The organism is Cytobacillus solani (assembly GCF_006704205.1).
GTDB classification, from domain to species: Bacteria; Bacillota; Bacilli; order Bacillales; family Cytobacillaceae; genus Cytobacillus; species Cytobacillus solani.
In genome coordinates this window covers 3,022,931-3,047,344 of the sequence record NZ_CP041305.1, presented here as the reverse complement: position 1 = coordinate 3,047,344, position 24,414 = coordinate 3,022,931, and the positions used below count along the sequence as shown (strand labels likewise).

Genomic DNA, 24,414 nt, shown 5'->3' with positions numbered 1-24,414 from the left:
TTTATCAATTAAACGCTTTTAAGCAATAAAGTAACAAATGAACTATGAAGAAGGTGTTTTCCTTTGCAAAAACATAAAAAGCTTTTCGCATTAGATATTGGCACACGTTCTGTGATTGGTATTATCTTAGAAGAACAGGATGGGCACTACCATGTTGTAGACAGTTTAGTTAATGAGCATACAGAACGAGCAATGCTAGATGGACAAATACATGATGTCCTATCCGTATCAAAGATCATTTCTGAAATTAAACAACAGCTCGAGGAAAAACACGGTCCACTTAAAAAAGTTTGTGTTGCTGCTGCCGGCAGAGCGTTAAAAACAGAACGTTCAAAAGTAACGATCGATATTAATGGCAAACCGCTTATTAAGAACCAGGATATTCTCCACCTTGAACTTTCGGCAGTCCAACAAGCTCAATCTGTTGTCGCAGAGAAACATGAGTCCGAACAAACCTATTATTATTATTGTGTTGGCTATTCTGTTCTTTATTACCGTCTCGATGGCGAAGAGATCGGCAATTTAATCGATCAGCAAGGGAAAGAAGCTTCAGTTGAAATTATTGCTACATTCTTGCCAAAGGTTGTTGTTGAATCGCTGCTATCAGCCCTTCACAGAGCCGGTCTTGAAATGGAAGCATTAACACTTGAGCCAATTGCAGCTATTCATGTATTAATTCCTCCTTCTATGCGCCGACTAAATGTTGCATTAGTTGATATTGGTGCTGGGACATCGGATATTGCCATAACAGATCTAGGAACAGTCATTGCTTATGGAATGGTTCCTGTTGCTGGTGACGAAATAACTGAAGCAATTAGCGACCAATTGCTCTTAGATTTCCCCTTTGCAGAGGAAGCGAAAAGAGAATTATATAAGAATGATACAATAACAGTTACAGATATACTAGGATTTGAAACTGAAGTGAGAAAAGAAGATCTTGTGTCACAAATTTCCCCTGTACTTGATCGGCTTGCCTCTTCTATTTGCAATGAAATATTCGAATTGAACAATAACAAACCCCCTAAAGCAGTTATGCTCGTCGGCGGCGGCAGTCTCACTCCCGAACTGCCAAAAAGGGTCGCTGAGAAACTAAATCTCCCTGAAAACAGGGTTGCAATTAGGGGAATCGATGCCATTCGCTCATTAACAATCGCTGATCATATTGCTCAAGGACCAGAGCTTGTAACACCAATCGGGATCGCCATCGCTGCGCATCACTCACCTGTTCAATACAAAACGGTTTATGTGAATGAACAGCCTGTCCGATTATTCGAAGTCAAAAAACTGACTGTAGGTGATTGTCTGCTTGCTGCTGGAATAAAGATGAATAAGCTATATGGAAAACCAGGCTTAGCTCTTATTGTTACTTTAAATGGGCAAAATATTACCATTCCTGGCGGTCATGGGGATGCACCAGTCATACTGCTTAATGGGCAAGTTAGTTCTTTAGACAGCGAAATCGAAAATGGAGACCAGCTCCATATTGAAAAAGGGAAGGATGGCCAGAGGGCAGAATTACAAATAAAAGATTTAATCGATGAAATTCCAAAAAGAGAAGTAATGATAAACGAAAACGATTATTCGATAGAAGCGATCATTACCTGTAATAGAAAGGTTGTTTCAGCTGACAACTTTGTTGAAGATCGTGATGTAATTGAATGCAAAATTCCAGAGTCGATTGAAGACCTGCTTACCTCACTAAATTTACATGAATATATAATAGAGTCTCGACCATTCAGAGTGAAAATAAATGAAAAAGAAACATTTATCCCATCGTTCTCAGGCAAGGTTTATCGAAATGGCATAGAGGTTAAGCTACATAACAGCTATGAGCATAAAGACCATATTATCATAGAGAAAAAAATGATGCCAACAATTAAGGAATTAGCTGAAGTAAAACAAATTATGCTGTCACATACGATTCCCATCTCATTTAATGGGGAAAACATCCATCTTCACAAGCCTATTTCTATCATTAGAAGAAATAATACGATTCTGGCAGAAAATGATCCCATCCAGGATGGAGATCATATTGTAATTGAGCATCGTAAGCTAGAACCTTTCCTATTTCAGGATTTATTTGGTCATGTCGATATTGAAATGCCCGCACAGGCTAATGGGAACTTTGTTTTATTAAAAAACGGGGAACAGGCAACATTTCATAGCAGGCTTGAGCCAGGGGATGACCTGACAATTGTCTGGCCATCTAAACAAAAAACATCCATTTAAAAAAATGGATGTTTTTTGTTATTCATTTTCCTTCATTGCTTTTGCTAGTGAATCATTTGTAATTTTCCAATGAGATGCATGCCAAACCGGTTCACTCTTTTTAAAGAGAATCGCTTGCGGTGATTCATGTTTAATCTGAAAGCTTTCAGCAATATGATTGGAAAGAGGACGATCCTCTTGTACAACAAGATAATACGTCTTTACCTTCATATTTTCATTTGCAAATGTTTCATATTCCTCATAAGCAGCCTGGCTAATTGGACATGTCGAGCTATGCTTGAAGAGAAGAAACAAATCCTCTTCTCCAATTTTCTTATCGAATGCTGCATTTTCATTTATTCTTTCCACTGTAATCCCTCCGTTACAAATAACGGTGAAGCTCACTTACCACTTCACCGTTTCTAATACAAATTTCCATTTATTGACGAACCTTTTCCTCTGTTTCGTCGAAAGCTTTCTTCGTTTCTTCCAGTCTCTTTTGAATTTCAGAGTCATGTGCAGGCAAAGGGATATGTCCTGTATTCCTTTCCTCAGCATGAGCCTGCGATTCATCTCCAGCCTTCAAATTCTTTACCTTATTCATGATTTCTGCACTCTGCTTGGAGACTGTATTTGTAATGGCACTTGTTTTTTCCTTTGCTGCACTTGCCAATTCTGTTCCCTTCGCAACTGCAGTTTCACGTATTTGACCTGTTTTTGCTTTCAGAACAATCGCCTGATCGTTCATATTACTTCTTAATTCTTTACCAGATTTAGGCGCCAGGAAAAGTGCTGTGGCAGCACCGACGATCCCACCGATTAAAGCGCCAATCAAAAAATCTTTTGTGTTTATACTTTCTTCTGATTTCAACTGATTTTGATCATTTTGGATTCGTTCTTGACTACCCATATTCATTACTCCTCCTTTAGTTTCTTCCTCTAACCCTTTTCTTCTGAAGGACTTGTTCGTCCTCCACTATAGACTTTTCGTTTTGTTTTCTCATTTTCCATTTATCCTTCATTTCGAGAAAAATCTGACTCCACTGAACCACTGCAGCAATCTTGTCCTTATTTTCTTCAAATTGACTATTCACAGAGGTAGTGACCTTTTGGATCGAACCATTAAAACTGCGAACGGTATCTCCTACATCTTTAACCGCAACAACTACACTATTCAAGCTTTTTGACTTATGCTGTATATCCTCTGCAAGTGCATTGGTTTTATGTAAAAGTTCGGTTGTTTCTCTTGTTACCCCATCTAATTGTTTTTCTAACCCTACTAATGTCTTCGACACACTATCTAGTGTTACCTGTAAAGATTTTAATGTTTTAGATAAATAAATAACAAGAATTAAAAATGCAATCGCAATAACCGCTATACTCAAATATAATATAATTTGCAATAAAAGCACCTCCAAATGGAATATTACTACTATCTTTCTACCCTATTTCGTTCGACATAAACCTTTTTTTCCTTAATACATTTCCATACTACCGTGCACATACCTTCTTTTGCTTTCGACATTTTCCATTACAAATATAAATTTATCATATCTGAAGGGTTTAAATAAACAAAAATGGTTATTTCGGGTACAATAGTATGGTGACATACTAATACTTATTCGGAGGGATAACAATGAAAGATCCTCGAATTGAAACACTCGCAAAAAATTTAATAAACTATTCAGTGCGCCTGCAAAAGGGTGAAAAGGTTCTTATTGAAAACTTTGGGCTGCAAAGAGAGCTTGTAACAGCGCTAGTTAAAGAAGCATATGCGGCTGGCGGCTATCCATTTGTTTCACTGAAAGATCATCAAGTGGACCGTGCTCTATTATTAGGAGCACAGGAAGAACAATTTAATATGATGGCAGATTTTGAAGCAAATGTAATGAGTAAAATGGATGCATACATAGGTCTTAGATCAGGCGATAACATTAATGAGCATGCGGATGTGCCAGATGAAAAAATGAGAATTCAAGGTTCAACGATTGGCAGAAAAGTCCACAGTGACATTCGCGTACCAAAAACCAAATGGGTTGTTCTTAGATACCCAAATTCTTCAATGGCACAGCTGGCTAAGATGAGTACTGAAGCTTTCGAAGATTTCTACTTCAAAGTATGTAATCTTGACTATGGCAAAATGGATCAAGCAATGGACAATCTAGTTGAATTAATGAACAATACTGACAAAGTTAAAATCACAGGGCCTGGAACAGACTTAACATTCTCAATCAAGGATATTCCAGCAATTAAATGCTCGGGGCAAATGAATATACCTGACGGAGAGGTTTACACGGCACCTGTTCGTGATTCGGTGAATGGAGTGATCACATATAATACTCCTTCTCCATATCAAGGCTTCACATTTGAAAATGTGAAATTAACCTTTAAGGATGGAAAGATTGTTGAAGCAGTAGCAAATGATAGTAAAAGAATTAATAAAATATTCAATACAGATGAAGGTGCCCGTTATATTGGCGAATTCGCCATTGGCGTAAATCCTTTTATCCAACATCCAATGCAGGATATCCTATTCGATGAAAAAATTGATGGCAGCTTCCACTTTACTCCAGGCCAGGCATATGATGATGCATATAATGGAAACAAATCAAATATTCATTGGGATATGGTCAATATTCAGCGCCCTGATTATGGCGGCGGTGAAATCTATTTTGACGATCGCCTTATCCGTAAGGACGGCCGTTTCGTTATCCCAGAGCTAGAGGCACTAAATCCTGAGAACCTTAAATAATGAAATGCACGTGTACAAAAAAAGATGCAGCTTAATTTAGCTGCATCTTTTTTTAAAGCTGTTTTTCATAGGCTTCCTGAAACTTCTGAATATCTCCTGCCCCCATAAAAATAATAACGGCATTATCATATGTTTTTAAAATAGCTGTTTCTTCTTCTAGCAAAATTTCCGCATTAGGAACTTTTGCTTTTAAATCCTCAATGGAAAGCTGTCCATGAACTTCCCGTGCAGACCCGAAGATTTCACATAGATAAACTTTATCCGCTAAATTTAAACTATCAGCAAAATCATCAAGGAAGGTTTGTGTTCTTGTAAATGTATGTGGCTGAAAAACACTAACAATCTCACGTTCAGGATACTTTTGTCTGGCCGCATCGATTGTCGCTTTAATTTCTGTCGGATGGTGTGCATAATCATCTATGATAACTTGCGTTCCAATCTCTTTTTCAGAAAATCTTCTTTTTACCCCTTCAAAAGATTGAAGATATTCCTGAACAATGCGTGAATCGATTTCCTCATAGTGACAAATAGCAATGACTGCCAGTGAATTTAGGATGTTATGATCCCCAAAGGAACGAATGGAGAACGTTTCGAAAAAAGTATTTCTAACAAAAACATCAAATGTTGTTCCTTCTGTTGTTTTCACGATATTCCGTGCTTGAAAATCATTTTCCTCACCAAATCCATAAAAAAGGACGGGGACTTTTGCTTGAATTTTTTGCAGATGTTCATCATCTCCACATGCAAAAATACCCTTATTTACTTGCCATGACATTTCCTGGAAAGCCGAAAATACATCGTCAATATTAGCAAAGTAATCTGGGTGATCAAAATCAATATTTGTCATAATTGCATAATCAGGGAAATATGACAAGAAATGTCTTCTATATTCGCATGCCTCGAAAACGAAATACTCCGCGTTCTCTTCTCCTCTTCCTGTACCGTCTCCAATAAGGAATGAAGTTGGCTTAGCACCTTTCATTACATGTGCAAGCAAGCCTGTAGTTGACGTTTTCCCGTGTGCACCAGTGATGGCGATACTCGTAAAGTTATTCATAAAGTCACCTAGAAAGCGATGGTAACGTATAATTGGCAAGCCTATCTTCATCGCTTCTTGTATTTCTTCATGAGTATCCGGAAAGGCATTCCCGGCAATAATCGTCATACCTGGCTGTATATTCTCCTTTTGAAAGGGAAGGATCTTTATTCCAGATTGCTCAAGGGCGAGTTGAGTAAAGAAATGTTTTTCATAGTCTGAGCCTTGAACCTGAAAATTCATATCATGGAGAACTTGAGCCAAGGCACTCATTCCAGACCCCTTAATACCTACGAAATGGTAAATAGTCATAAAAAGAACCTCCAACCATCGTATATCTGTAAAACAGTATATGACATTTATCTAGTTTTGCGCACATCCCAATCTAGGACATGCTTTTTAAGCAGAACAAATTTAAAAGAACAATAAAGTGAAACTTCAATCAGTGGGGGTTTTCTTCATCCCCCACTAATTGATAGTTGAACCAATCACGCTCAGAAACGCCACGTCCTGTGGCCTTCGCCTGACTAGGACATCCTGTCCGTCGTCGGGTATTTACGGGCTGTTGATCCCCCACTTAGAATTTTTGTTCCCACAACTTCTTAAAGTAGGGGTCTTACAGCCCGTTAATCTGCGATAAATTATCCAATTAAAATTCATATTCAAATATTATACCATTATTTATCGTTAATAACTATGTAATAAAAAGGATTAAAAAGTAATCCTTTTTTACTTTCAAGTAAAAGCTAGGAACAATCCACTTGTTGATTGTTCCTATACCTGCTGTTTTTTCTATTTATTCCACTTTTTCTAGTCTTGGGTTTGGACGGTACCGCCTGCCTGCTTTAGCTGCATGTTTTCCATTAATTAATACATTATCACCTGTAAACCCAATATTAATCTTCAACAAACTGCTTCCAACACCATAGGTATCAACTGGGACACCATTTTCCTCAAATTCTTGAATTCGTGATTCATTAAATCCGCCACTTACAACAATTTTCACATGGGTAAATCCTTCTTTATCCAAAGCATTTCTAAGGGCGAATACTAATTCTGCATTTACACCCCTAGGGTCAAACGTCCCTAGCAGATGCTGATTTCGTAAGAAGTATTGATCGATCAATGTCCGTGAAGTATCTAAGCGCACTCCCTTTAAATCCTTACCAAATGTTCTCGCAACCTTAAGAGAATCCGTAATTACATCATTATTGTAATCAACTAAAGCAACTAGGTCATCTTCAGGGAAGGTTTCTTGATAGGCTTTCGTAGCAGCTACAATATCTCCATTGAATAGTTGGATAAGTGCATGAGGCATCGTTCCCATGCCTTGTTTTCCCCACCACTCATTCATTGCATGAGTTGCTTGTGCTGTTGCCCCTCCAATATGGGCTGCATATCCATCCCCCGCCTGAGTAATATAGTGATCGTCGCGGTCACCCATGAAAATCACTTGCTTCTGCTTTCCTGAAGCACTCGCCGCCTTAACGACGTTGTATACGTTTGTTGCGACAGACGTCCGTCTCGAAAGAATCCCGTCAATGACCCCTTCGAGGTAGCCAAACGTTTGATATTGACCTGTAATGGTTAATACTGTTTCGAATGGTGATATTTTGTCGCCATCCTTTAAAGAATATATTTCAAGTTCATCCGGATTATCAGCAAAAGTTTTAAGAAGTGCAATAACTTCATCTGTCCCGCATAATACTGCATGATTTTTTTGAAAAAACTGCATCGTGACAATGTTATCCTTCTTATATTTATTCACGATCTCTCTCGTCTTTAAAAAATATACAGCGGAAAACCAGCCGTCTTTCACACGCTCATCGAATTTAAATGTCTGGTTTGTAAGACGTTTGATTTCCCCTTGAAGTTTTAACTCAATTTCTTTCATTTCTAAAAGCTCCTCAGTAAATAACAAATATTTATTCTTAGTATTTTAAACATGCAAGTAAAGAATACCATGGATTAATTTATTGTACTAGTACCTTGGACTGATTCAAGATCAGCTTCAGTAATTAGAACATCACGCGGCTTGCTTCCGCGTGCTTCAGAGATCATTCCTTGTTTTTCCATCATATCGATTAACCGTGCTGCTCGATTATAGCCGATTTTAAACCTTCTTTGCAGACTTGAGGTCGAGGCTGAGCCTTGATCCACAACAAATTCACAGGCTTCATAAAAAAGCTCATCCTCTTCTTCAATCATTTGTGCCTTTTTCAATAATTCTTCCTGTTCAAATAAATATTCAGGCTCTCTTTCTTTTCTAACATGTGCAACGACATCGTCGATTTCATTATCAGACACATAAGTACCCTGCAGACGAACAGGTTTAGAGCTGCCATTTTCCAAAAATAACATATCTCCTCGGCCAAGCAATTTTTCAGCTCCGCTTATATCAATAATCGTCCGTGAATCAATTTGTGATGATACAGAAAAAGCAATTCTAGTTGGAACATTTGCTTTGATTAAGCCTGTAATTACATCAACGGATGGTCTTTGTGTAGCGATGATCAAATGAATGCCACATGCCCTTGCCTTTTGTGCAATTCGGCAAATGGCTTCCTCCACATCTGCTGGTGACATCATCATTAAATCTGCAAGCTCATCAATAATAATAACCATGAATGGAAGCTTATCAGCATAGCGTTTGTGTTCCATTGCCAGTTCATTAAAGCGGTTGATATCCCTTACACCTGCATGAGCAAATAACTCATAGCGCCGTTCCATTTCTTCGACAGCCCATTTTAAGGCAGCAGTTGCAGCTTTCACATCTGTAATAACCGGACTAACTAAATGGGGGATGCGGTTATACGGTGCTAATTCAACCATTTTTGGATCTATGAGGATTAACTTTAATTCATCAGGCGTTGCCTTATATAAAAGGCTGACTAAAATGGAATTGATACAAACACTTTTTCCTGAGCCTGTTGCTCCTGCAATTAATCCATGAGGCATTTTACGTAAGTCTGTTACAATTGGATTGCCGGCAATATCTAAACCAAGTACTGCTGTTAAAGGCGAAGCACTATCACGAAATTCAGGACTATTAATAATTTCACTTATATATACAGGTCTGCTTTTCTTATTTGGCACTTCAATTCCAATTGTATGCTTGCCAGGAATTGGGGCTTCAATCCTAATGTCCCTTGCAGCAAGGCTTAACTTAATATCATCTGAAAGATTTGTGATTTTGTTCACCTTTACACCAGGTTCAGGCTGGACTTCATACCTCGTTACGGATGGTCCTTGCGTAATATTAACTACTTTCGCATGAACATTAAAGTTTTTTAACGTAGAATTCAATAACTGCTCCTGTTCTTGTATCCATTCAAATGATTCCTCCTGATAGATAGGAGCAGTAAGCAGTGTTCTTGATGGAAATTCATAATAGGAAATTTCTTCATTCTGACTGATCGGTTGATCCTGAATCATTGGTTTATCGACAGGCAGAACCGGAGCTTCCTTCGGTACAAAAGGCCGTTTAGCTTCTAAACCAGATTTGAAAGGAGTTAATTTTTCAGTAAGATTTTTTTTATCTTGGTTTAACATGATTACATTAAATGGAATATGCTTTCTTGCTGAAGAAACTGGTTCCGGTTCTTCGTCAATGCTCTCTTGACTTTCGAGGAATTGACTACTATCGTCTGTCACTTCCTCCGATTCTTCAGCAAATTCAACTTCTCTAGAAATAGGATAGATCTCTTCCATAGCTAGCTCAGGCTCTTCCAATAATGTTTCCACATGAACTTCCTCATGATTTGAAAAAGGATCTATTTTATTTTCAGCTGCATCCTGTGGATGAATAGATCGATCATTTGTTTCACATACATCTATTTCTTCTACTACATATGCTTCTTCCATTTTAGGAGCATCGCTTAATTCGTACTCAATTGGTTCTAGGTTCTCATGTTCCGCAAGTCTAGTTTTCATTTTTGGGCGGTCAAATCCGTATATCGGAGAAGGAATTTCTGTTGGTCGAAATGGGCCTCTCTTTTTTACAGGTTCTTCCTTCTCTTTCGTCTTTTTAGACGGTGGATTAGGGGTAGGGAAGGATTGTTGTTCTGCTCGTTTTTTCAACGGCTCTCTTTTATTTGCCTGTCTAACTCTTGGCTCTCTATTCTTTGGCTCATCAGGAATTAACGGGAAGCGAAATTGACCTTTTGGATATTGATACACGATTTTTGCATCAATCTCTTTTGGCGTTTCATATTGTCTGTTTACATGCTCGTAATCCACGTATTCTTGACTTTCATCTTCTTTATATTCTTCTTCCTCATTCTTAAACATTTGAAAAAACTTCTTAAACAAACTCAATGTATACCAACTCTTTCTTTCATTCTATCTATCTTATTTTAGCAGTATTTCGCGAAATTTGGAGAAAAAAAAGAAATAAGACAAAAAGGACCACTTGGAGTGATCCTCTTATAAGTATTTGTATTTATTTTTTTCGATTTTTCCCGAGGATAAAAATTGGTTCGAATGATCCATTTTCATAGACAAAGGATAATGCCGTAATCGGCACACGTCCGCTTGCAAAAAAGCTCATTGTTAACTCAGCAAGAATATCATACCCAGTCTCATTCTTAATATCAGCAATGATTAATACATCCTGATGAGGAACAGCTACTGCCATGGAACCTTCAATTTTCTGCTCCATCTTTTTAATAAATGGCTCGTTTAATATTCTGCTCGCATCATAGCCGTCATTTTTATTTAGAAAGTAATACGTATTGCCTGCAACCTCATCACTTTTCATTTCAGTAGAAAGAGAGCGTACATTAAATAATGCCGTTTCCTTGATTCTTTCGGGAACCCAGCCTTCTTTTTCTATGAGTTTCCTATCGATTAGCCGGTAAGTTGTGCCTAAATCAAGCGCATAATAGATTCTAGTTTCCGCTGTATGTTCATCAAATAAGAAGGGTACCCCTTCTTCAGATTCAGATGGAAATGAGGTTGAACGGATAACTGGAAAGATGTTTTTCTCCTGCCCTGAAAGCTGAATATCTCCTTCCATCGCTTGAAGTCCTTCTTCTACATAATAAACCACTTCATCAATCGCCTTTTCCTTTTGTAATTCCCATTTGGCGATGATTCCTGGCAGAGATATCGTAATCCCTTTACCTGTTTGTTTATTTTCAATCCTCAGTTCATCTTTCTTCTTGTCGAAAGAAAAGGATCGATTGGAATTTGTTAATCGTTTTTCTAATTCCTTCTTCATTTTTATACTATCCATTTTCATATAAGTCCCTCCTTAAAGGAGCTATTTCAACTTTATTGTATTTAAAGAAGACTCGCCGATTGGCGAGCCCTGAAAAGGCAAAGACAGAGGCGTAGTTGCGCTTATACTTAATTCCTGAAATTTTCCGCTACGTCGAATAGACTTCCAGCTGAAAATTTATACATTTTTTTAACGTGTGACCCCCACATTTGAAAGGATAGGAGATTTAACGAATCTTATTTGCTTAGGCCATCAATAAAATTCTCAATTTCTTCTTGGGTTTTACGATCCTTGCTGACAAAGCGTCCAGTTTCCTGCCCATCTTTAAAGCCAATAAAGCTTGGGATTCCAAATACCTCAAGCTGAATACACAAATCAATAAACTGATCCCGATCAACATAAATAAACGTGTATTCTTGATATTTTGCTTCAATTTCTGGCAAAATCGGTTCAATGATGCGGCAATCCGGACACCAATCTGCGGAAAACATAAAGATATGTTTTCCATTGTCTTTTAATTGTTCAAACTGCTCCATTGATTCAAGCTTTTTCATATTTCCTTCCTCCTATTTGGACAGTTTTATCTTCAAATAACATCCATCCTATTTTCCTCATCTATTCTGATCATAACAAAATTCTAAATCAATGAAAATAAATAAAGCGAAAGGAGTGTGACCCCTTCGCTTTATTTTATTTCATCGTAACAGAATTTACAATTTCACTCATAATTGCGGCATCAGATGTTAATTGTTTTGTTTTTGATTGTGAAGTAATTTTTACACCGCCGACACCAATAGTCATTTCATTCATATTTTTATCCGTATTCTTAATTAGTAAAAACCCAAAATGCTGATCTTTTTCATAAATTTCGTTTAAATCATATTTTTTTTGCTTCATTGTCGCTTCATATACCACTTTACTTTCTGGACCCTCATGCTGATTATAGAAAAGAATATAGGTTTTTGAGCCATTTTTTAAGATGATATTATTAGGCGATGTTTCTTTCACTTCTACACCAAAAGGCAGATAAAACGCAATATCTTCATTTTTGTTGTTAGTTTCTGTTGGTGTACCTTTGAATGCCTCATTTACAGCATCCTTAGCAGCTTTTTGCTCTTCTTTTAAAGAAGCAGAACAAGCACTTAGCAGTAAAACGACAGTAAATAAGAGCAAGGCAGCTTTTGATATGTTTCTCATACTATTTTCCTCCTTGCTGGGAAATCCATCATCCTTTTCTATCATACATTTCTTCCTAATAGTCTGACAACCCTTCATTTTGAATGATCAGGCTTATCGTAATTAATATACTAGAAAAAGGGTAAAAACAAATCACTTATTCCGTCATTTTTTCCGGTATTCATACTGCCCGATCAATAGCTTCATTACATGTGAGAACATGTCAGATCGGCTAATCTCCCCATCAGTAAAAACACCGATTGCTCCTTCTTTTTTCCTAATATCATTTTTATTTGTAAAAGCATCCATCACAGGACCAAGTTCCTTACCTGCTACTAGTTGTGCTGCAACAGCATCAGGCAGTGGAATTCTTGCTCCCCCAGCTATAATTGGCGGTTCCCCTTTCACAGCTAGTGCGCCCCAGTTACATAAAAACAAGCCATATTCAGTGTCTTGCACGCCACCTTCAAGCCCAATACCGATTTCACCATTTCCTGCCTCTAACGCTCCGTAAGCCCGATTAACCGCACCCTTAATTGTTTCTTCATCTGAAAAAGGTTGATCATTCACCCCAGATGGAATATCTAAAGTTATATACTCTGCTTCATACCTTTGAAATGCACCTTTAACTGCCTTTATCTTCGCAGGATTTTTTGATCCAATAATGATTTTCATGAAACTTAACTCCTTTTTACAGAAATAAAAAAGAGGCAACCTCATGTTGCCTCCCAAAAGCTTAGCTGTTTTGTCGAATGGTTTCAACTGTTGTACGGTCACATGCCTTCACTAGCTTAACAATTAATTCTTTAGCAGCCGCATAATCATCAATATGAATGATTGAAGCATGTGTATGAATATAGCGGGAGCAAATCCCTATTACTGCACTAGGGACTCCTTCATTAGAAACATGTACACGGCCCGCATCTGTACCACCTTGGGAAACGAAGTATTGGTAAGGAATCTTATTTGATTCTGCTGTATCTAAGACAAATTCTCTCATTCCGCGATGAGTTACCATTGAACGGTCAAGAATTCTTAGAAGCGTTCCTTTTCCTAATTGACCAAACTCATTTTTATCTCCTGACATATCATTCGCAGGGCTTGCATCCATTGCAAAGAAGAGATCAGGATTGATCATGTTAGCCGCCGTTTGCGCTCCTCTTAGTCCAACCTCTTCTTGAACCGTAGCTCCGGAATAAAGAATGTTCGGAAGTTGAATATCCTTCACTTCTTCTAGCAATTCAATTGCTAGTCCGCAGCCATAACGGTTATCCCAAGCTTTTGCAAGAATTTTCTTCTCATTTGCCATCGGTGTAAACGGACAATTAGGGACAATTTGCTGTCCTGGCTTAATACCTATTTTTTTCGCATCCTCGCGATCATCCGCACCAATATCAATCAGCATATTACTAATTTCCATCGGCTTGCTGCGTTTTGCTTCATCTAAGAGGTGTGGTGGAATAGAACCAATTACGCCTATCACTGGTCCATTATCTGTCATAATTTGTACCCTTTGTGCTAGCAGCACTTGGCTCCACCATCCGCCAAGTGTTTGAAAACGAATCATCCCGTTCTCTGTAATGGAAGTAACCATAAAACCAACTTCATCCATATGGCCTGCCACCATAATTGTTGGTCCATTTTCGTCTCCTTTTTTCACACCAAAAATACCGCCTAGCTTATCCTGAACTACTTCATCTGCATATTGGCTAAGCTGCTCACGCATAAAATTACGGACAAAATGCTCATTTCCCGGTGCACCAGGCAGTTCGGTTAATGTTTTGAAGAGCTGCAATGTTTTTTCGTTCATCTTTTTTCTCCTTGAATTAGAATAATATTATGTATTCTTTTATTTTACAGAACTTTCACAGCACTTGCCACTAATTCAATTTTTAACATCCCGTAATTTTTGGTAAGATGGTTAAGAAGCTTAGAAAGATTGGCATGAATATTACTTTATGGAGGTGTGTCATATGAACTGGAAATCATTTTTATTAGGTGTTGGAGTCGGATTAGCGAGTGGATATGCAGCAAGGGAGCTGCTTGCACAAAAAACATCTGTCTCTCCTGAAAGAGCATTGTCCAATGCAAAGGACGCATTCAAGAAAAATGGACCGATCAGCGGTTCATGGATCCAAATGACGAAGGAACCCTATAAAAAAGGGCATTTAGCATACGAAATATATCGGGGAGGCATATCAAGAAAAATCGGTGAAACACAGGAGCAATTTGAATTTATTGCAGATGCTGGCACAGGAATCATTCTTGATGCTTACAAGCTCAGCTAAAAGAAAATTAGCGCCAGTTACCATTAAATCCATACATTAACACAAAACAAGAATAGTATTAGAGGTCTATTTCGCTTTTTTACATTACATCAATTATTTTTTCCAAATGATTCAACTCTGATATTTTCTTCATTTACACTTTCTAAAATCACATCTCGCAGAAAAACCAGCCTTGCTCCACGAGATGTGATTTCTCCTAATTAAAGGAAAACAATTCAATATATTTTTATTTCCTTTAATTTATCTTTGTAAGATGAATTGGCATGTAAAGCTAGATCGAAAATCCTCCTAGTTTTGTTTCAAGATACTCTTCGATCCCTTCCTTACCACCTTCTCTTCCCAATCCACTTTCATTCATTCCCCCGAAAGGTGCTGAAGCAGCGGTAGGGTTAATGTCATTAATACCAATTATACCAAAGTTTAATTCCTCAAATGCTCTCATCGCTTTCGAAATATCTTTCGTGTAAACATATGCAGCAAGACCGTAATGTGTATCATTAGCCATCTCTATTACTTCTTCACTATTGTCAAAAATACTAATAGGAGCAACTGGGCCAAATGTTTCTTCTCGAAAAATTCTCATATCTTTATGAACCCCCGATAATATCGTTGGTGCATAAAAAACTCCTTTGTCTAACCCATTTTCTTTCAGTCTATATCCACCTAATTCTAACGTTGCGCCCCTTTCCACTGCATCCCTTACTTGTCCATCAACTTTCTCAATCGCTGCTTCATTTACAAGAGGACCGATACTAATACCTTCCTCCAAACCATTCCCTGCCCTTAATTTTCTGACTCTATCAATAAGTGTATTTGTAAATTCTTCAGCAATTGAGCGATGTACAAATATCCTATTTGGGCTAATGCATGCCTGCCCCGCATTTAGAAACTTCACTAGTGCTACTCCTTTTGCAGAATGGACAGGATCTGCATCCTCATAAACGATAAATGGCGCATGGCCCCCTAGTTCCATAGAAACTCTTTTTACATTCCTTGCTGCTTTTTCAGCAATAAACTTACCTACCTCAGTTGATCCAGTAAATGTTATCTTTTTAACTGCAGGATTAGTTAATAATTCATTACCTACCATTTCAGCATTTGTTGAGGAAATTAAATTTACTACCCCATTTGGAATCCCGGCATCGTCAAAAACTTTAAATACTTCCATCGCACACAAAGGTGTTTCTTCTGCAGGTTTTAAAACAATTGTACAGCCCGCAGCAAGAGCCGGAGCAATTTTCCGAGTTATCATAGAGACAGGGTAATTCCATGGAGTGATTGCACCCACCACCCCTATTGCCTTTCGGATTGAAATAAATCTCTGATCCCTTCTTGATGAAGGAATCACTTCGCCATAAACACGTTTTGCCTCTTCTGCATACCATAAAAGAAAATCTGCAGCATATTGAACTTCATTACGTGAAGATTTCAATGGCTTTCCTTGCTCTAATGTCATTAATTGAGCAAGTTCCTCTTTCCGCTTCATCATGATTTCATATGCTCTGTATAAATAACTAGAACGTTCATAAGCGGTAAGTCGCGACCAATTACGAAAACTTGATGCAGCCGCTTCAATCGCCTTTTTTGTATCGTTTCTATTTCCGTCTGCCACTTTATTAATTTCCTGGCCATCTGCCGGATTAAAAACAGGGAAACTATTTTTCGATTCTGATTCAGTCCATTTACCATCAATATAAAGCAAATTAAAAACCTCCTTATAAGAGAAGCAGTAGTGTTAGACAATTGTCTAATCTAAAAGTTATACTTTCAAGATAATAAAAAAAGAGAGAGTAACCCCTCTTTTTATCATAACATTCTGAATTATTCGTCCGCAATTTATTATGCTATCCTTGTTTCATTTACCTTTTTATCTTCATCCTTAAACCAATTTCTCTCAAGTAGAAGCCATAATACAATTCCAACACCAAGCCCCCACGCAGCACCTTGTGTTGCTAGTACCGCTCCTACAATTACTGCAATTCCTTTCTCTAGGGTGCCTTTCTCTTTTAATACGTCCATTGCTAGGTAGCCGCATAAATACCCTTGTATGAGCATTGTCAGTGCCATTCCAATATTGATTCCAGGCTGAAAGATCGAAACAACTGGTCCAAGCATTAACGCAATACTCATTCCCCAAAAAATCCCTGTAGCTCCTCCCCAATAGCTGTCCACCTGACTTCGGCCATTACTCATAAACCTATTTACAACAAGCACCTGTCCAGCAGTCCATTGCGGACCGGATAAAGGTAAATAAGGCATAAATATCCCTTCAATAAAATTACGAATTGAAACAATAATACTATTTCTGCTAGCACTAAATACAATTCTTTCATCCTTCCGAACTTCATTTGCGTTATTTAGAAGGGAACTGACAACTAATATATCACCAAAAGCAATAATATAGGCTGCAATCGCTAACGGTAGCGCTTTCAAAAAATATTCAAAAGGTGGAAAACCTACTCCGAAAATACTATAATTAGCAATGATTTCTCCTATTGGGAGTGGTACTAAGTTCCAAGAAATATTTGGGGCAGCTACTTCGCCGATCACCAAACCAAAAATATATGATACTGCAAAAGGGATTGCTATTCCAAATTGAGCTATATACCGAAAAAATGAATATTTTTCCCTAAGTGGTGCAGCTGTTCTAGAAAACATCATAAAAAATCCAAACGCTGCACCCAACAGGATGGTAACTGGCATTGTCCAAACACGGCCATTTGCTGAAAACTCTCCATAAATGGCAGCAAACCCAGCTCCTAGCAAAATACCAGCTTTTAGTGAAGTAGGCAGCCGTTTAACTAAGATGTCTGCCCCTTTAAATAGTCCCATTATTAAAAAAATAAGAGCCACTGTTAATTGAAGTGCTATTAATGCAAGAATTCTTGCATCCCCTTCTGGAAAACCAACCAGAAACCCAACGTACAGCGGTATTCCCGCTGTAATCCACCCTGCAATTGAGGGATCACCGAAATGAGTATGGAGAAGATAAAGAAAGTTATTAATAACGACGAAGGCAATCGCCAATTCAAACGGAATACCTAGCACATCCATCATTACAGCTGTTATGCCCATTGGAACTACACATAATATTGCACCTTGAATCCAATCAGGATATTCAAGTTTATAATGAATAAATGGCAACCTTAACTTTAATGGTCCTAGCATTGAAGGTTGCTCACTGCCATCTTTCCTCTTTTTATATAGACCCATCTTCCCACCCCTTCATATTGCAATTCGTTTTTAAGTTAAAACTCCTCTTTTCTCATGTTGATTTCTATGTTTAAAGCATTATTTGCATTTATACTGTTTGTTTCTCAACTATTTGTACAAACTCATTTAGTGCATTATGAAATTCCTCTTGCTTTTCCAGCATTACATAATGACCTGAACCCTCAATCTCTAAAATGTGCATATCAGGTTTAATATTCCTTAGTAAATCTCCTGCCCCCCTAGGCAATAGCTTATCTTGACTGCCTAAGATAGCACATATTGGAATTTTTAGAGATGATAATACTGCCCTTCCCTCCAAATACTCAGTACATGCTTGAAAATCAGCATGAGTGATTTCTATTGGCACTAAGTCCAACTCTTGTCTTTCCTCTTCTAGAAGTGATTCACTCACCTCTTTACTATACGATGCATGAAATAGAGATTCTGGGAATTCACCATCGGCCAGTTTATCAAGTATTTTTGGGTGTACTGGTAGTTCATAGAAGCTTGCTACAAGAACTAATCCTTTCACTTTTTTGTTTCGCGCAGCTAATTCAATGGCAATTAAGCCCCCCATTGAGTGCCCGACCACGATCGTATCTTCTTGAATAGATTGATCAATATAAGCAGCATAATCTTGAATAGAGGAAATAATATTAAACTCGTTATCTCCATGTGCAGGCAGATCTATTACTTCATATACCGAAGATGAAAAATTCTTAAGTGATCTCCATTTGCTCCTTGTTCCCCCTGCACCATGAATAAATAGTAGTTTTAAATTCCCCATTATTTACCTCCTAAAATTGTTCTTGCAATAATAACTCTCTGAATTTGATTTGTTCCCTCATAAATCTGTGTGATTTTTGCATCTCTCATCATTCTCTCAACATGGTACTCTTGAATAAATCCATATCCACCTAGAAGCTGAACAGCATCTGTCGTCACCTTCATTGCAACGTCTGCAGCAAACATTTTTGCCATTGAGGATGCTTGTGTCAATTCCGGGTTTTTCCCAGTAGCTGTAAGTTCGTTCACTTTCGAAGCAGCTTTATACACAAGACCACGTGCAGCTTCTATCTGTGTTGCCATATCTGCAAGCATGAATTGAACCGCTTGAAATGAAGAAATATTTTTCCCAAACTGTTCCCTTTCTTGTACATATTCTAATGCAGCATCGTATGCTCCTTGGGCAATTCCCAGAGCTTGTGCAGCAACAGTAGGTCTAGACTTATCAAAGGTTTTCATGGCGATCATCCAGCCATCTCCCTCATCACCAATCCTATTTTCTATAGGAATTCTACAATTATCAAAATATAGTTGGGCTGTTGGTGATCCTTTGATTCCCATCTTTTTCTCCAGCTTTCCTACAACAAAGCCAGGGGTATCCTTCTCTACTACAAATGCTGTAATTCCTTTAGCCGTCTGTGCAAAAACAGAATATACATCTGCTACGCCACCATTGCTAATAAACATCTTTTGCCCATTTAAAATATAGGAGTCCCCATCTCGCTCAGCACGAGTTTTTAAACTCTTTACATCAGATCCTGCATCTGGTTCTGTCAAAGCGTAAGCCGCAATCTTTTGTCCAGTCGCTAAATCTGGAAGGAATCTTTTTTTCAAAGCATCATTTCCACCGATAATAATTGGCAATGAGCCTAATTCTTGTACAACAGCCACCTGTGAAGAAGAGGCACAAACGCGGGAAATTTCCTCGACAATCAAGCAAAAACTAAGTAAATCAAGCCCCAATCCACCATATTCTTCAGGCATATTTGCACCAATATATCCATATTCCGAAAGAAGGTGCAAAATATCCATTGGATATTCAGCATTCTCATCAATCTCAATTGCTCTTGGTTTAATCCGTTCCTGTGCTAAACGGTGAATTTCCTGTTTAATTTGAAGATGGTCTTCAGATAAATCAAAATTATTAAATACGATTTTTTCGGCGTTCATTGAACTCCCTCCTCGCTATATTCCGAAAGCTGTTTTGTAAGGACAAACTTTTGCATTTTTCCGCTTGTAGTTTTCGGGAGACTTTCCACAAAGTAATATTCTCGTGGCCTCTTATATTTTGCTATTTTTTTTCCTTCAACTAAAAACCTATCAATTGTTTGTTTCGTTATATTACTTCCTGGTTTTTTGACTACGAACGCAACAACTGTTTCACCCCAGATTGGATCGCTTTTCCCAATTACCGCTACTTCTAATACCTCTGGATGCTCAAGTATTTGATCCTCCACTTCTCGCGGATATACATTCTCAGCTCCAGTGTTGATCATATAATCCATGCGGTCTTTAATCCATATATAGCCATCAGAATCTACATAGCCCATATCCCCTGTATGATACCAGCCGTAAGCAAGTGCCTTTTCAGTTGATTCTGGACGGCAATAGTATTCTTTCATCATACATGGACCTTTGACTAAGATTTCACCAATCTCTCCAACCAAACATTCATTTTCTGGATTTGTAGGTCTGCCATTCTCCTCAATACGGCCAATCTTTATTTGATGGGTAAGTATTGCTTTTCCAGCTGACCCTGCTTTGTTCAATTGTTCGTCTGGATACAAAACGCTCATCACAGGTCCCATTTCTGTTGTACCAAACATCTGCACCAGATCTGCATTTGTTTTCTCTTGAAATCTCCTGATTAATACTGGAGCCATTGATGCTCCCCCGTAACCCAATAATCTGAGAGAGGATAAATCAAATGCATCAAAATTCGCAACATTTAGCAGCATATTCACCATCGTTGGTGCCGCAAAGATATGTGTTACTTTTTCTTCATCAATTGTCCTTAGCACCTTTTCTGCTTCAAAATGATGCATGATAATAGTAGTTGCCCCCACCATTACTCTTGGAAGAAATGATGTATGTAGCTCCGCTGTATGATTTAAGGGTGCGACTGAAAATCCAATATCATTTTTATTCAATTTCATACATTCAATCATTAAAAAATTATGATGAACCATGTCTCGATGTTTATGGATTACCCCTTTAGGGCGGCCGGTTGTTCCACTCGTGTACATCATGATATAAGTATCATTTTCAGTTACATGAACATCTGGCGCTGTCTCATTACATTTTTCTAACATCTTGTAAAAATCAATTGAACCGATCGGAACATCCTTATCCGTATATATAAACTGTTCAACTTTGATTCCTAATTGAATTGTCTCTTTCACAGTTTCTGCCACTTCTTTTTCAAACAAAAGCACCTTAGAACCGGCGTTGTTTAAAATAAAATAAAGTTCATTTGCTGTTAAACGATAATTAATTGGATTAAAAACAGCTCCAAGTTTTGCCGAAGCAAATAATGCAATAATAAATTCACTATTGTTATAGAGAAAAGTAGAAACAACATCTCCCTTCTGTACACCCAGTTCTGCTAATGAGTTGGCAAATTGATTAATTTTTTTATTTAATTCTTTAAAAGTAAAGTGCTGATTTTTCTCTTTATAAATAAGAGCTGATTTATCAGGATAATTATGTGCCGACCATTCTATTATTTCTCCGACCGTTGTTGTCATCTCTATTCCTCCTTTGTTCAATACTCAACTTTTAATCTACCTCTACCATTATCAAACTCTTAATATTCATAAAATCCTTTTCCCGTTTTTCTACCTAAATGCCCCGCTCGAACTAATTTTCTAAGTAGCGGCGCTGCTCGATATTTTGAATCCTGTGTTTCTTCATATAATGAATCCTGAACAAATAATAAAGTATCTAACCCAATTAAATCGGCTAGGGCAAGCGGCCCGATTGGATGGTTCGCACCTAGCCTCATCCCTTTATCAATATCATCAGCACTAGCTACACCTTCCTGTAACACAAAAATTGCCTCATTAATCATAGGGACCAAAATACGATTAACTGCGAACAATGGTGATTCCTTGACAGCAACAGCCTCCTTCCCAAGGGATTCCACCAGCTCTTTTGACCTTTGATAGGTTTCTTCAGTTGTATCATATCCTTTTATGAGTTCTACCAATTTCATTACTGGTACTGGATTAAAAAAGTGGAATCCCATTACTCTACCAGGATCTTTCATTACACTTGCAATTTCTGTAATACTCAATCCAGATGTATTACTTACAATAATTGCTTTCTCATTAACTATTTGATCAATTCTCCTGAAGATTTCCTTTTTTAGCTCCATGTCTTCACTTACTGCTTCAATGATGAAATCAGCTTCTGCAATGCTTTCCCACTCAGTAGAAGTACTTAATAATTGTTCGTATCCATCTATTGTTTCTTTATTGGCTCTTCCTTTTTCAATAGCTCTGTTCCAATTTTTACCTATTTGTTTTAAGCCTCGATCAAAATATGCCTTTTCCTGTTCTATTGCAATTACTTCGTACCCAGCCTCAACACATACTTGAGAAATACCCGATCCCATTGTTCCAAAGCCAATTACACCTATTGTTTTCATATGATTCTCCTCCTTAATTTCCTGTAAATGATGGCTCTCTTTTTTTCAAAAATGCAACTACGCCTTCTTCCTTATCATCTGTTAAACATATATCTCCAAATAATTTCGCTTCTAGTTGTTGACCTTCATTTAAAGACACTTCCGCTCCCATATTGATTGCTTCCTTCGCCTTTTGTACAGCGATAGGTCCTCTTGAAGCGATAATATTTGCTAGCTCAATCGCTTTAGATAATACATTGTCCTCTGTTACCTCCTCAATGAGGCCGTAATTATAAGCTGTTTCAGCAGAAATGAACTCACCAGAAAAAATTAACCTCTTCGCCATTCCTTGTCCAATCAGCCGTGGCAGTCTTTGTGTACCTCCATACCCAGGAATAATTCCAAGCTTTACTTCTGGGAGACCAAATTGTGAGTGATTAGAAGCAATACGAATATCACAAGCAAGCGCAAGCTCTAGACCTCCACCTAATGTGAATCCATCAATGGCAGCAATCACAGGTTGTGTAAGATTAGCTATTCGATTAAATACTGCCTGCCCCCTCAAACAAAGTGCTTCCCCTGCTTCTGATGTTAATCCAGGAAATTCTTTAATATCCGCACCAGCTACAAATGCTTTTGTGCCAGCACCTTCGATAATAACAACTCTCACACAATCTCCAATTTGCAGAACAACTTCTTCTAAATCATTAAAAACATCACGATCTAAGGAATTCACAGGGGGGGAATCGATAGTAATAATCCCAATATTATCTTTCTTTTCATACCTGACTTTTCCCATATTCATCACTCCTAATTTTTCTTGACCTTCAAATTTAAACTTGCAATTATCGTGCCAAAAACTAAACGTTTATTTATCTAAAATAAAGTGAAATTAAATCATCTATCCCCATTATCAATATTTAAATGTTTGCAATAACTGTTTCCAAATGACACAACTTTGTTTCTATTTGACACACTTGTTATTCAGAAGAAACAATAAAAAAACCCCCTTCATTGCAAAGAAGAGGGAAAAACTACTAGTAACACCTCTTCTTATCTCTCAAGCGATGCTTGCTGGATTTGGCACGGTACAATAAGTCCGTTGCCGAGGTGTCATTGGGCCAGTCCCTCAACCTCTCTTGATAAGAAAATATTTAAAATATTCAATTTATTAAACTTGTCCCTTACTTTATAATGAGTAAAAGAGAATGTCAACTACTTTCAATTTATTTAAACTATTCACCGTAAACAAATATAAATCAGGGAGTGAACATTATGGAAGTTTATGCATTAAGTGGGTCAAGTGGGACAGGGAAAAGTACCAGTGCCTTATCTTTTGCGTACAAAAAAAGAATCCCAGCAATCATTGATGATGGCCTCTTAATATTGAATGGGCAAAAGATTGCTGGTTCATCTGCGAAATTCGAAAAGAATTATATTTCAGCAGTAAAAAGAGCTACTTTTTTTGATGATCAGCATAAGAAAGAGGTTCAACAAGCCATTCATAGTCATTTTATCGGCAAAATCCTAATCATTGGAACTTCAGATAAGATGGCAAATTTAATAGCCAAACGCTTGGAGTTAAGTGAAATTAAACATTATTATTATGTTGAAAACATACGTTCATCTAGTGAAATAAAAATAGCACAATATGTAAGAAAGACAGAGGGAAAGCATGTGATACCTATACCATATAAGCAAGTTGATCAAAATTTCTTTAAGAAATTAATTTATAAAGGAATGGAGGTTTTTTCAACTAAGGAAGAAAGAATTGGAGAAACAACAATCGTTTATCCTGATTTTCATCATGGAACTATTAAAATCCATAAAAAGGTTTTTAAGCAACTTGTTGAATATATTTGTGTTAACTTTAAAGAATTTGTGAATTACGAATCCGTTTCAATCCATTTACAAGGACTCCCAACACTAAATTTAAACGTATCCATTAGTTTTCCTATTCATAATAATATTCTTGAGAAATTAACAGCTCTGCAAATGGAAATTTATCAACATTTTCTTGACCATATGAATATTGAACTATACGCAATCAATATTTCAGTTATCAAAATAGAGAAAGGAAGCCCTCTAAGAAGATGAGCTTCCTTA

The 24,414-nt window shown here is 37.5% G+C and carries 22 protein-coding genes and 1 riboswitch; of the genes, 4 read left to right on the top strand and 18 right to left on the bottom strand.

Annotated elements, in window-relative coordinates; translation table 11 throughout:
• The first annotated feature begins 63 nt into the window (after positions 1-63).
• The gene (locus FI644_RS15315; RefSeq protein WP_142108591.1) at positions 64-2,229 is read left to right on the top strand and encodes a cell division protein FtsA; all 2,166 of its coding nucleotides are present in this window, start codon (positions 64-66) and stop codon (positions 2,227-2,229) included.
• Positions 2,230-2,247: 18 nt separating this feature from the next.
• On the opposite strand, the gene ytxJ is transcribed toward FI644_RS15315, so the two are convergent.
• The 3 genes from ytxJ to FI644_RS15300 form a co-directional block, all read right to left on the bottom strand.
• Positions 2,248-2,568 (bottom strand): bacillithiol system redox-active protein YtxJ, encoded by a 321-nt coding sequence (gene ytxJ, locus FI644_RS15310; protein WP_379999350.1) that lies wholly within the window; start codon positions 2,566-2,568, stop codon positions 2,248-2,250.
• Positions 2,569-2,647: 79 nt separating this feature from the next.
• On the bottom strand, positions 2,648-3,124 hold the full coding sequence (locus FI644_RS15305; protein WP_350494524.1) for a YtxH domain-containing protein: 477 nt from the start codon (positions 3,122-3,124) through the stop codon (positions 2,648-2,650).
• A 10-nt stretch (positions 3,125-3,134) separates the two neighbouring features.
• The gene (locus FI644_RS15300) at positions 3,135-3,611 is read right to left on the bottom strand and encodes a DUF948 domain-containing protein (protein WP_056686026.1); all 477 of its coding nucleotides are present in this window, start codon (positions 3,609-3,611) and stop codon (positions 3,135-3,137) included.
• A gap of 233 nt (positions 3,612-3,844) precedes the next feature.
• Between FI644_RS15300 and FI644_RS15295 the strand changes: the two genes are divergently transcribed.
• Complete coding sequence (locus FI644_RS15295; RefSeq protein WP_056686029.1) at positions 3,845-4,960, top strand: aminopeptidase; 1,116 nt, start codon at positions 3,845-3,847, stop codon at positions 4,958-4,960.
• A 52-nt stretch (positions 4,961-5,012) separates the two neighbouring features.
• Here FI644_RS15295 and murC read toward each other — a convergent pair whose 3' ends face one another.
• The 8 genes from murC to FI644_RS15255 all read right to left on the bottom strand — a co-directional run bounded on the left by murC (position 5,013) and on the right by FI644_RS15255 (position 14,203).
• Entirely contained in the window at positions 5,013-6,308 is a 1,296-nt protein-coding gene (gene murC / locus FI644_RS15290) for a UDP-N-acetylmuramate--L-alanine ligase (protein WP_056686032.1), read from the bottom strand.
• Positions 6,309-6,792: 484 nt separating this feature from the next.
• Positions 6,793-7,890 (bottom strand): nicotinate phosphoribosyltransferase, encoded by a 1,098-nt coding sequence (locus FI644_RS15285; protein ID WP_056686035.1) that lies wholly within the window; start codon positions 7,888-7,890, stop codon positions 6,793-6,795.
• A gap of 74 nt (positions 7,891-7,964) precedes the next feature.
• The gene (locus FI644_RS15280; RefSeq protein ID WP_053477341.1) at positions 7,965-10,286 is read right to left on the bottom strand and encodes a DNA translocase FtsK; all 2,322 of its coding nucleotides are present in this window, start codon (positions 10,284-10,286) and stop codon (positions 7,965-7,967) included.
• A gap of 151 nt (positions 10,287-10,437) precedes the next feature.
• Positions 10,438-11,238, bottom strand: coding sequence for a DUF1444 domain-containing protein (locus tag FI644_RS15275; RefSeq protein WP_053477342.1), 801 nt, complete (start codon positions 11,236-11,238; stop codon positions 10,438-10,440).
• A 215-nt stretch (positions 11,239-11,453) separates the two neighbouring features.
• The gene (locus tag FI644_RS15270) at positions 11,454-11,771 is read right to left on the bottom strand and encodes a thioredoxin family protein (RefSeq protein WP_053477343.1); all 318 of its coding nucleotides are present in this window, start codon (positions 11,769-11,771) and stop codon (positions 11,454-11,456) included.
• A 136-nt stretch (positions 11,772-11,907) separates the two neighbouring features.
• Positions 11,908-12,414, bottom strand: a complete 507-nt coding sequence (locus tag FI644_RS15265) for a hypothetical protein (protein ID WP_053477610.1) — start codon at positions 12,412-12,414, stop codon at positions 11,908-11,910.
• A 144-nt stretch (positions 12,415-12,558) separates the two neighbouring features.
• Positions 12,559-13,068, bottom strand: coding sequence for a DUF84 family protein (locus FI644_RS15260; RefSeq protein WP_053477344.1), 510 nt, complete (start codon positions 13,066-13,068; stop codon positions 12,559-12,561).
• Positions 13,069-13,129: 61 nt separating this feature from the next.
• Positions 13,130-14,203, bottom strand: a complete 1,074-nt coding sequence (locus tag FI644_RS15255) for a M42 family metallopeptidase (RefSeq protein ID WP_056686038.1) — start codon at positions 14,201-14,203, stop codon at positions 13,130-13,132.
• 163 nt (positions 14,204-14,366) lie between these two features.
• Between FI644_RS15255 and FI644_RS15250 the strand changes: the two genes are divergently transcribed.
• The gene (locus tag FI644_RS15250) at positions 14,367-14,681 is read left to right on the top strand and encodes a PepSY domain-containing protein (RefSeq protein WP_053477346.1); all 315 of its coding nucleotides are present in this window, start codon (positions 14,367-14,369) and stop codon (positions 14,679-14,681) included.
• Between the two features lie 271 nt (positions 14,682-14,952).
• Here FI644_RS15250 and FI644_RS15245 read toward each other — a convergent pair whose 3' ends face one another.
• The 7 genes from FI644_RS15245 to FI644_RS15215 all read right to left on the bottom strand — a co-directional run bounded on the left by FI644_RS15245 (position 14,953) and on the right by FI644_RS15215 (position 23,107).
• Positions 14,953-16,383: an NAD-dependent succinate-semialdehyde dehydrogenase gene (locus FI644_RS15245; protein WP_053477347.1), complete on the bottom strand. Its 1,431-nt coding sequence runs from the start codon at positions 16,381-16,383 to the stop codon at positions 14,953-14,955.
• A gap of 137 nt (positions 16,384-16,520) precedes the next feature.
• Positions 16,521-17,894 (bottom strand): hypothetical protein, encoded by a 1,374-nt coding sequence (locus FI644_RS15240; protein ID WP_053477348.1) that lies wholly within the window; start codon positions 17,892-17,894, stop codon positions 16,521-16,523.
• A gap of 88 nt (positions 17,895-17,982) precedes the next feature.
• Positions 17,983-18,681, bottom strand: a complete 699-nt coding sequence (locus tag FI644_RS15235; protein ID WP_053477349.1) for an alpha/beta fold hydrolase — start codon at positions 18,679-18,681, stop codon at positions 17,983-17,985.
• Positions 18,681-19,850: an acyl-CoA dehydrogenase family protein gene (locus FI644_RS15230; protein WP_056686040.1), complete on the bottom strand. Its 1,170-nt coding sequence runs from the start codon at positions 19,848-19,850 to the stop codon at positions 18,681-18,683. The genes FI644_RS15235 and FI644_RS15230 overlap by 1 nt, the downstream gene beginning before the upstream one ends.
• Entirely contained in the window at positions 19,847-21,427 is a 1,581-nt protein-coding gene (locus FI644_RS15225; RefSeq protein WP_053477351.1) for a long-chain-fatty-acid--CoA ligase, read from the bottom strand. The genes FI644_RS15230 and FI644_RS15225 overlap by 4 nt, the downstream gene beginning before the upstream one ends.
• Before the next feature lie 59 nt (positions 21,428-21,486).
• Positions 21,487-22,329 carry a 3-hydroxyacyl-CoA dehydrogenase NAD-binding domain-containing protein gene (locus tag FI644_RS15220; RefSeq protein ID WP_053477352.1) on the bottom strand — a complete coding sequence of 281 codons (843 nt, stop codon included), beginning with the start codon at positions 22,327-22,329 and terminating at the stop codon, positions 21,487-21,489.
• Between the two features lie 13 nt (positions 22,330-22,342).
• Positions 22,343-23,107 (bottom strand): enoyl-CoA hydratase/isomerase family protein, encoded by a 765-nt coding sequence (locus FI644_RS15215; protein WP_053477353.1) that lies wholly within the window; start codon positions 23,105-23,107, stop codon positions 22,343-22,345.
• Between the two features lie 251 nt (positions 23,108-23,358).
• Positions 23,359-23,457: riboswitch (SAM riboswitch) on the bottom strand.
• Positions 23,458-23,583: 126 nt separating this feature from the next.
• Between FI644_RS15215 and FI644_RS15210 the strand changes: the two genes are divergently transcribed.
• Positions 23,584-24,405 (top strand): hypothetical protein, encoded by an 822-nt coding sequence (locus FI644_RS15210; RefSeq protein WP_053477354.1) that lies wholly within the window; start codon positions 23,584-23,586, stop codon positions 24,403-24,405.
• The last annotated feature ends 9 nt before the right edge of the window (positions 24,406-24,414 follow it).

Excerpts from the sequence above, each read along its gene's own strand:
- FI644_RS15305 (WP_350494524.1), bottom strand. The coding sequence starts at position 3,124 with ATGAATATGGGTAGTCAAGAACGAATCCAAAATGATCAAAATCAGTTG.
- FI644_RS15295 (WP_056686029.1), top strand. The coding sequence starts at position 3,845 with ATGAAAGATCCTCGAATTGAAACACTCGCAAAAAATTTAATAAACTAT.
- murC (WP_056686032.1), bottom strand. The coding sequence starts at position 6,308 with ATGACTATTTACCATTTCGTAGGTATTAAGGGGTCTGGAATGAGTGCC.
- FI644_RS15285 (WP_056686035.1), bottom strand. The coding sequence starts at position 7,890 with ATGAAAGAAATTGAGTTAAAACTTCAAGGGGAAATCAAACGTCTTACA.
- FI644_RS15280 (WP_053477341.1), bottom strand. The coding sequence starts at position 10,286 with ATGTTTAAGAATGAGGAAGAAGAATATAAAGAAGATGAAAGTCAAGAA.
- FI644_RS15275 (WP_053477342.1), bottom strand. The coding sequence starts at position 11,238 with ATGAAAATGGATAGTATAAAAATGAAGAAGGAATTAGAAAAACGATTA.
- FI644_RS15270 (WP_053477343.1), bottom strand. The coding sequence starts at position 11,771 with ATGAAAAAGCTTGAATCAATGGAGCAGTTTGAACAATTAAAAGACAAT.
- FI644_RS15265 (WP_053477610.1), bottom strand. The coding sequence starts at position 12,414 with ATGAGAAACATATCAAAAGCTGCCTTGCTCTTATTTACTGTCGTTTTA.
- FI644_RS15260 (WP_053477344.1), bottom strand. The coding sequence starts at position 13,068 with ATGAAAATCATTATTGGATCAAAAAATCCTGCGAAGATAAAGGCAGTT.
- FI644_RS15255 (WP_056686038.1), bottom strand. The coding sequence starts at position 14,203 with ATGAACGAAAAAACATTGCAGCTCTTCAAAACATTAACCGAACTGCCT.
- FI644_RS15250 (WP_053477346.1), top strand. The coding sequence starts at position 14,367 with ATGAACTGGAAATCATTTTTATTAGGTGTTGGAGTCGGATTAGCGAGT.
- FI644_RS15240 (WP_053477348.1), bottom strand. The coding sequence starts at position 17,894 with ATGGGTCTATATAAAAAGAGGAAAGATGGCAGTGAGCAACCTTCAATG.
- FI644_RS15235 (WP_053477349.1), bottom strand. The coding sequence starts at position 18,681 with ATGGGGAATTTAAAACTACTATTTATTCATGGTGCAGGGGGAACAAGG.
- FI644_RS15230 (WP_056686040.1), bottom strand. The coding sequence starts at position 19,850 with ATGAACGCCGAAAAAATCGTATTTAATAATTTTGATTTATCTGAAGAC.
- FI644_RS15225 (WP_053477351.1), bottom strand. The coding sequence starts at position 21,427 with ATGACAACAACGGTCGGAGAAATAATAGAATGGTCGGCACATAATTAT.
- FI644_RS15220 (WP_053477352.1), bottom strand. The coding sequence starts at position 22,329 with ATGAAAACAATAGGTGTAATTGGCTTTGGAACAATGGGATCGGGTATT.
- FI644_RS15215 (WP_053477353.1), bottom strand. The coding sequence starts at position 23,107 with ATGGGAAAAGTCAGGTATGAAAAGAAAGATAATATTGGGATTATTACT.
- FI644_RS15210 (WP_053477354.1), top strand. The coding sequence starts at position 23,584 with ATGGAAGTTTATGCATTAAGTGGGTCAAGTGGGACAGGGAAAAGTACC.